This window comes from Bartonella sp. TT110JLCBS, from assembly GCF_042193405.1.
Classification (GTDB): Bacteria; Pseudomonadota; Alphaproteobacteria; order Rhizobiales; family Rhizobiaceae; genus Bartonella.
This window is the reverse complement of record NZ_JBHILT010000032.1, coordinates 1-6743: the sequence shown is the minus strand read 5'-3', so window position 1 is coordinate 6743 and position 6743 is coordinate 1. Positions and strand designations below refer to the sequence as shown.

Sequence of the window (6743 nt, the reverse complement as noted above, 5' to 3'; positions counted from 1 at the left end):
CAACGCGCTCAGATGAAGAAAGAGTTAGAAGAGTGCCCTGATGATCAGTGTCGAAGAGATGTTAACGAAAAATGGTTCGAGATTGATGAACAACAAGATAGAACTTTTTCGACAGGAATTATGACTGGTCTCATTGCCGATATACCAATCAAGCTATACGAGTTAGCTGATGGCGCTGTGAAGAACATGATGTTACAAATAATGATATTTGCTAGCAATCCATGGGGGGGCGCGAAAAGGGCTGTTAAAGACATTGAAACAGGAGCGTCTTGGGTCGTGAGTGGACATGTGATTGATGATGCCTGGGAAGGTACTGGTCAATTCTGGGGAGGTGTTGAGGATGCGTTTATAGGGGATATAGATTACGTAAAAGAGAATCTTGAAAAAGCGGGGGTTGACGGAGCTTTTAATGCTGGTTTTGAAAGTGGAAGATTATCAGCCGGAGTATTAGAAAACTTTGCTGGAGGAGCTGGAGCAGCCAAGGGAGCTATAAATCTTGGCAACAAGGCTGTGATCAAGTTCATTGCTAGGAAAGATTTTGCCCAATTCGCTTCCAAGAAAAATCTTGCAGAACTTGCAGCTCAAGGAGATCCTGACAAATTTGCGGCGAGGAAAGAACTGACCAAACTTGCTGCTAAAGAAAAAAAGCTTTGGTTAAAAAAGAAACCCACTAAATTTACCGATAGCAAATTTGGACAGACTAACAAAGCCTATCAGAGAGACGACCTGTTTGATCCTAACAGAATTTCTGATTGGGAAGAAAAAGGAAAAACGGTATGGGGCACCAATGTTGAAAGGACAAAAACAGGAAGAGCACCTATGGGGTTTGATGGTAAGCCTGTTGAGTTGCATCACCTAAAGCAAACGCCTGATGGCCCCCTAGCAGAAATTAGCCATGAATTTCATAAAAAATATACTTCTGTTATTCATGCTAATCCAAAAACACATCAATCGCTTATAGAGAGAAAAAAGTTTGAGAAGCAGAGAGAGGAATATTGGAAAGAATACGGCAATGGGCATGGAGAACAAAAAAACAGTAGTTTAGGAGGAATAATTGATATGAAATGGGGTATCATAGGTCTAAATTTTGACAGATGGGGACAGGAGCACCGGCAGTAGTGATCTACGGTTGATGAAAAGAGAAAAAACAGAGATTTATAGAATAATTGATGGAGAATAATTGATGAAAAGCTATACCTTAGATGATGTTATACAATTAGTTGATAAATATGAAGGTGATATTGTTAATTTTGCTAGCAAAGATAAGGAGGTTGATGATCTCGTGATTGAAAAAGCTGAGGAAATTCTTGGTTTGCAATTCACATCTTCCTATAAAGCTTTTTTAAAACATTATAAAGGGGGAGACATTGCTGGTTATGAAATCTATAGCCTTTATAAAGAGTGTGGAGAAGATATTCCTTTTGATGACATTGTTTTACAAAACTTAAATTATTATAGAAAACATGGTTTTGTGACACCAGAACAGCTTGCCGTTAGCAGAACAGATTTTGGTGAAACCTTTTACTTTGATTATACACAGTTTAGGGATGGTGAATGCCCACTCTATGTCATGCTTCCATCTGAAGATTGCGAATATTACGCTAGCAATTTTTATGAATTCCTTTGTAAAAGAATTAAAGAAATCGTGGGAGTTGAGATACCTGATGGAGACCAACCAATTGAAAAGATTGAGAACACTCCCACTCCGCAACCTATACCTTTTTACAAGAGCTTTTGGAAAAAACTATGGAAGAGGTGAAATTGATAGAGGAAATATGGAGCGTTTATCACGCACGTTTTGAGGATCATCTATGAAAACCTATACCTTAGCGGATGTCATAGAATTAGTTGATAAGTATAGCGATCGTATCAATTTTGGTACTGCTGATGATGGAGTTGATGATGTACTAATTGAAAAAGCAGAGAAAACTCTCGGTTTGCAGTTTACAACTTCCTACAAGAGTTTTTTAAAAAATTACGGAGGAGGAGAAATTGGTGGTGAAGAAATCTTTAGCCTTTATAAGGAGTGTGGAGTAGATATCCCTGGTGGTGATATTGTTTTCCAAAACTTAAATGCTAGAAAACGTGGTTTTGCAACATCAGAACAGCTTGTCGTGTGTTACGCTGATTTTGATGAAATTTTTTATTTTGATTATACGCAGTTTCGGGATGGAGAATGTCCAATCTATGTTATGTATCCATTGGATAATTGCGAATATTACGCCAGTAATTTTTATGAATTCCTTTGCAAAAGAATTAAAGTACATACGGGAGTTGAGATACCTGATGGTGACCAACCGATTGAAAAGACTGAGAACACTCCCACTCCGCAACCTATCCCTTTTTACAAGAGTTTTTGGAAAAAACTATGGAAGAGGTGAAATTGATAGAGGAAATATGGAGCGTTTATCACGCACGTTTTGAGGTTCATTTATGAAAACCTATACCTTAGATGATGTTTTAGAATTAGTTGATAAATATAATGGTGATATTATCAATTTTGGTACTGAAGATGATGCAGTTGGTGATTTCGTGATTGAAAAGGCGGAGAAAGCTCTCGGTTTACAATTTACATCGTCTTACAAGAGTTTTTTAGAACATTGTAAAGGCGGGGACATTGGTGGTGAAGAAATCTATAGTCTTTATGATAATCCTATGGGTATTCCTGCTGGTGATATTGTTTTTCAGAACTTAAATGATAGAAAACGTGGTTTTGTGACAGCAGAACAGCTTATCGTGTGTGAAGCTGATTTTGATGAAACCTTTTACTTTGATTATACGCAGTTTCGAGATGGTGAATGCCCACTCTATGTCAGGTTTCCATTGGGCGATTCTGAATATTACGCCAGTAATTTTTATGAATTCCTTTGCAAAAGAATTAAAGTACACGCGGGAGAAGAGATACTTGAAGGTGATCAACCAATTGAAAAGATTGAGCACACTCCCACTCCGCAACCTATCCCTTTTTACAAGAGCTTTTGGAAAAAACTATGGAAGAGGTGAAATTGATAGAGGAAATATGGAGCGTTTATCACGCATGTTTTGAGGTTCATCCATGAAAACCTATACCTTAGATGATGTTGTAGAATTAGTTGATAAATATAATGATATTATCAATTTTCGTACTGAAGAAAATGCGGCTGATGATCTACGGATTGAAAAGGCGGAGAAAGCTCTCGATTTGCAATTCACATCTTCTTATAAGAGCTTTTTAAAAAAATATGTAGGAGGAGAAATTGGTGGTGAAGAAATCTTTAGCCTTTATAAGGAGTGTGGAGCAGATATCCCTGGTGGTGATATTGTTTTCCAAAACTTAAATGATAGAAGAGATGGTTTTGCAACATCAGAACAGCTAGTCGTGTGTTACGCTGATTTTGATGAAATTTTTTATTTTGATTATACGCAGTTTCGGGATGGAGAATGTCCAATCTATGTTATGTATCCATTGGATAATTGCGAATATTACGCCAGTAATTTTTATGAATTCCTTTGCAAAAGAATTAAAGTACATACGGGAGTTGAGATACCTGATGGTGACCAACCGATTGAAAAGACTGAGAACACTCCCACTCCGCAACCTATCCCTTTTTACAAGAGTTTTTGGAAAAAACTATGGAAGAGGTGAAATTGATAGTGATGAAATATATAGCCTTTCTAGAGAGCCTAAGTATTACACAAGTAATTTTTATGTAAAAGAATTACAGAGCATGCTGGGGGAATGATGATGCAAACCAAAGATGTCACAGAGATTTTAAAAAGACTGGGCTGGGAGCCTTATCGTGATAACGTGGGGGATACTTTTGCGCATTATCATCTTCCTGACTACATTGTGGGCATAGGCTATGATATAAAAAATTATGGAGAGAGCGGCAAAGAGTTTCGGTTATCGGCTAAACTCACTACTGCTTCCTATTGCCTTGCTTGGGAAAAGGATCAATCTAAGGCTTTAAGAAACAAAACTCTTCCGCCAAACGCCTCACTTTTTCATTTGAGAGATGAATTATCAAGGAAAGAATCCCCCTCCAGATTTATATAGATAAAAAGTTCCAAGAAAGGAAAATCTCATGGACGTCACAAAATTTTGTAAATTGTATTAATCATTACTTAGGCGAAAATTCTACGTACGTTTCGTCGCCGTTAATGTGTTTATTTCCATTTTCATCCTTGGTATTGGACTATAATGGAGATTTTAAAAATTGCTTTTATTCAGAAGCTTTTGTGAATCTACAAAATTATGAGGCAATAGATTGGTCAGCTCAAAGCGTTTTAAAATCTTTGAAAGAATCTGGCGCATGTAGCGGATGTCGTGGGAAGGTATTTTGTGGATAAGGTTAACCAATTTAAGATTTATAGTGTTAGCAAGTCTACAGCTCTAGTGGTTGCTGTTTTACCTCTTTTTTTGTCAGAAAAATTGCATTTGTCGCAAGCGGATATTATTTTAATCGGTAGTTATTTTTTATTGCTTCCTTTGATCTTAGAAGTCCCCTTGGGTTTATTATCAGATGTTTATGGAAGTAAGCGCGTTATTTATACTGGGCTATTTTTCTTTCTTTGCGGTTTTTTAGCTCTTTTTATGAATTATGCATATTTTGCTTACGCCACTTATTTGTTGTGTATTACATTAGCAGCTGCTTGTTTCTCAGGTGCGGAAGATAGTTTACTCTTTTCTGTAGTACCAAAGCATCGCACACTGTTTTCCGTTAAGTCAGAAGTGGCTGCTGTTACCTATAGTGTGACAACGGTACTTATTTTTTTAGGGGGAATACTTTATTATGTGCATCCTGCATTGCCTGTAATTTTTCAAGTCCTTTCATTAATTTTTGCTATTTTTATGTTTTCAAAACTGACGAAGGGATTAGATAGTTTTCATATCAACGCTCATCCGAGTATTTTCACAGTTATGTGCGCCAGCCGTAAAGAAGTCAAAAACCCTTATCGCTTCACGCTTATTTTTTTAAGTGCAGTTTCAGCTTTTGCTATTTTGGTTAATAATCGAACTGTTTCTATCGCATTTTCTGATTTTTTGCCATTTCAACCTGCTATTTTGGTTTCGATTATTTTTATCATTGGGAATTTTTTTTCAGCAAGTTCCAATATATTGTTTCAGAAGTATTTTTCAAAGTTTCAAAATCCTATTTTTCCCATCTTAATGATTGGTTGTATGGTAACCATTGCTTTTTTTCTCATGTCATTTCAAATCATTGCGGCTCTTATATTAGGATTTTTACTGCTATGTGTTTTTAAATCTGCTTATCGATCTTATCTGTCGTCTCTTCTTATAAATTCACTGATTGATCCCAAAGCTATCGCGACTGTTTTATCATTTACAGCCATTATTACAGCTGTTGTATCCTTTGCATTCAGTTTTTTATACGGTCATGTTTTTTCAACATTCTGGCAAGCTAATTTGTGGTTGGCAGTGGTTATGGCTGTGATTTTTGGGGTGTCTGCTTTAATTATTTTTGTCAGAAAACAAGAAATCATTTGGTTACAGCCTGAAAATGCACAATCGTCAAAACAACATTTCTTGAAACGCAAGCATCAAGAGTTTTGCTATGGGCAAATTTATCCGGAAGCATCGTGCATTAATGAAAACATCAAGGATGGTTCTTTTCGACAAAGTCTCTATCCTGCACCAAATTTGATAACACTTTGCGATGAAGTAGTCGAATGGGAGTTTATCCGAGGTACTGTATTGAGCCAAATGGATTTGCTACATCAAAAGGCGATTATTGATCAAATCAATAAGATCTTTCAAGATCGATTAAGCAAGAATATAACCTTATCACATGGAGATTTACAGCCTGATAATATCATTGTTACTCCTGATAGTTCTTTTATGGTAGTGGATTGGGATTTATGTCAAGAAGCCAGTCCGGAATTGGATATCTTAACATTTTTCACCAGTCCAAGATTATCTCTCAATTTAGAAGAACGGATAGACTATATTTCTCATTTGCTGTCTATATCAAAGGATGAATCTTTACCAATGATAAAAGCGTTTGTGGCTAAAAAAATTTCTGATTTTTGTCTATACCCAAATATTTTCATGAAACAATTAGTATTGGATTATATGAACTTGAATAAGGAATTTCATGGGCGATAATATTGTAATTTATAATGAAAATTGCAGTGCGGGCTGCAATCATTGTCCGTATTCGATGGAATGTATATGTTCCTATTACGACGAACCGTCTACAAACAGATCACATATCCGATATGCTACGTGTTAAGAAGGCTTTGCTCAATAATACAGAATTTACCTCTGCGATGTATGGAAGCAATGAAGGTGGTGGGATTCAAGGCAAAAAAGCACCTTCACCAAAACATTCTGGAGGTTATAAGAATACGGCAAATATACGGATGATTTCGCATATCGGTTGTGAAGATGGTTGCGGTTATGTTTGGCAGTTTTTAGCAGGAACGTTTCCTATGCAAATAACGAATAGGGGGCAGGCTAGGTTAGAAATGAGATGGTTATCAGGAGGAGGAGGGTGGAGTCATGGTGTAGATAGCGGATGTTTTGCACGCTCCACGGTATCTTCTTCTAGAGGTAATGAACAATTATGTGCGCGTGGTTGTAGCCATTCCCGTGATTTGTGAGGAGGGTTAGATGATAGATTATCCAGAGCATTTAAATAGCAAAGAAGATTATATGAATATGCTTTCCTTTGATAAGGCTGAAACCGTAAGGAGGCTAGGGAATCTTTTAGCAACACGTTTTTATTGGGTTTTTGTTAAAG

At 36.7% G+C, this 6743-nt stretch carries 8 protein-coding genes; all 8 read left to right on the top strand.

Features of this window, described 5'->3' with window-relative positions; all coding sequences use genetic code 11:
• A partial coding sequence (locus ACFILW_RS08500; RefSeq protein WP_375685549.1) for an HNH/ENDO VII family nuclease occupies positions 1 to 1119 on the top strand: 1119 nt, incomplete at its 5' end.
• A 64-nt stretch (positions 1120 to 1183) separates the two neighbouring features.
• Positions 1184 to 1759: an SMI1/KNR4 family protein gene (locus ACFILW_RS08495; protein WP_375685548.1), complete on the top strand. Its 576-nt coding sequence runs from the start codon at positions 1184 to 1186 to the stop codon at positions 1757 to 1759.
• Between the two features lie 52 nt (positions 1760 to 1811).
• Positions 1812 to 2381, top strand: coding sequence for an SMI1/KNR4 family protein (locus ACFILW_RS08490; RefSeq protein WP_375685547.1), 570 nt, complete (start codon positions 1812 to 1814; stop codon positions 2379 to 2381).
• Positions 2382 to 2433: 52 nt separating this feature from the next.
• Positions 2434 to 3003: an SMI1/KNR4 family protein gene (locus ACFILW_RS08485; protein WP_375685546.1), complete on the top strand. Its 570-nt coding sequence runs from the start codon at positions 2434 to 2436 to the stop codon at positions 3001 to 3003.
• A 52-nt stretch (positions 3004 to 3055) separates the two neighbouring features.
• Entirely contained in the window at positions 3056 to 3625 is a 570-nt protein-coding gene (locus ACFILW_RS08480; RefSeq protein WP_375685545.1) for an SMI1/KNR4 family protein, read from the top strand.
• A 99-nt stretch (positions 3626 to 3724) separates the two neighbouring features.
• Complete coding sequence (locus ACFILW_RS08475; protein WP_375685544.1) at positions 3725 to 4036, top strand: DUF6990 domain-containing protein; 312 nt, start codon at positions 3725 to 3727, stop codon at positions 4034 to 4036.
• Positions 4037 to 4321: 285 nt separating this feature from the next.
• Complete coding sequence (locus tag ACFILW_RS08470; protein ID WP_375685543.1) at positions 4322 to 6106, top strand: MFS transporter; 1785 nt, start codon at positions 4322 to 4324, stop codon at positions 6104 to 6106.
• Between the two features lie 14 nt (positions 6107 to 6120).
• On the top strand, positions 6121 to 6603 hold the full coding sequence (locus tag ACFILW_RS08465; protein ID WP_375624095.1) for a hypothetical protein: 483 nt from the start codon (positions 6121 to 6123) through the stop codon (positions 6601 to 6603).
• The last annotated feature ends 140 nt before the right edge of the window (positions 6604 to 6743 follow it).

Bases quoted from the DNA above. Each gene is read 5' to 3' on its own strand.
- ACFILW_RS08495 (WP_375685548.1), top strand. From the start codon at position 1,184: ATGAAAAGCTATACCTTAGATGATGTTATACAATTAGTTGATAAATAT.
- ACFILW_RS08490 (WP_375685547.1), top strand. From the start codon at position 1,812: ATGAAAACCTATACCTTAGCGGATGTCATAGAATTAGTTGATAAGTAT.
- ACFILW_RS08485 (WP_375685546.1), top strand. From the start codon at position 2,434: ATGAAAACCTATACCTTAGATGATGTTTTAGAATTAGTTGATAAATAT.
- ACFILW_RS08480 (WP_375685545.1), top strand. From the start codon at position 3,056: ATGAAAACCTATACCTTAGATGATGTTGTAGAATTAGTTGATAAATAT.
- ACFILW_RS08475 (WP_375685544.1), top strand. From the start codon at position 3,725: ATGCAAACCAAAGATGTCACAGAGATTTTAAAAAGACTGGGCTGGGAG.
- ACFILW_RS08465 (WP_375624095.1), top strand. From the start codon at position 6,121: ATGAAAATTGCAGTGCGGGCTGCAATCATTGTCCGTATTCGATGGAAT.